Below are 808 nucleotides of genomic sequence, written 5' to 3'. Positions count from 1 at the left end.
CGAAGGCGCCGATGACCCCGTCGAAGGAGAACGAGGCGTCCAGGACCTCCAGGTAGAGGAACATGAAGAACGCGGCCTTGCCGGCCAGCTTCACGGCCGACTTGGGCTTGCCGGCGCGTTCGGCCGCCTCTTCGGCCTCGTGCTCGCGCTCCTCCTCTTCCTCGAGCTTGTCCTCGAAGAAGCCGGAGAGTCCGCCGACGACCAGGTAGGTGATCAGACCGGCGACGCCGGACAGCAGGACCGTCTCCGCCTTGTCGACATGGGCGCCGCCGTGCTGGTGGGCGTGGGCGCCGAAGGTGATCGCGGAGATGAGCAGCACGATCAGGGCGATGCAGGCCGACAGCATGTCGACCTTGCCGAGCTTGGCCAGCGGCCGCTCCAGCCATCCCAGCCACTTGATGTCCCGGTCCTCGAAGATGAAGTCCAGGAAGATCATCAGGAGGAACATGCCACCGAAGGCGGCGATCGACGGATGCGCGTCGGTCACCAGCTCCTGGTAGCGGTCCTTGTCGGTCAGGGCGAGGTCGACGGCCTCGATCGGGCCGAGCGACGCGCTGACCGCCACGATCACGACCGGGAAGACCAGGCGCATGCCGAAGACGGCGATCAGGATGCCGATGGTGAGGAAGATCTTCTGCCAGAAGGCATTCATCTTCTTCAGGATCCCGGCGTTGACCACCGCGTTGTCGAAGGACAGCGAGATCTCCAGGACGGACAGGATCGCCACGACGCCGAAGGCGGTCCACCCCCCGTAGAAGATCGCGGCCACCAGGCCGAGCGCGGTGACCGCGAACGACCACCCGAAGGT

1 protein-coding gene is annotated in these 808 nt (G+C 65.8%); it reads right to left on the bottom strand.

Annotation, left to right across the window (positions count from 1 at the left end):
• Positions 1–808: DUF475 domain-containing protein (locus ACP4J0_RS38580; protein ID WP_426604127.1), on the bottom strand; the 808-nt coding region annotated here is incomplete at both ends.

It is taken from the genome of Streptomyces sp. WG7 (assembly GCF_049975785.1).
Lineage (GTDB): Bacteria > Actinomycetota > Actinomycetes > Streptomycetales > Streptomycetaceae > Streptomyces.
The sequence above is the reverse complement of the archived record's forward strand: the minus strand, read 5'-3'. Positions and strand labels throughout refer to the sequence as shown.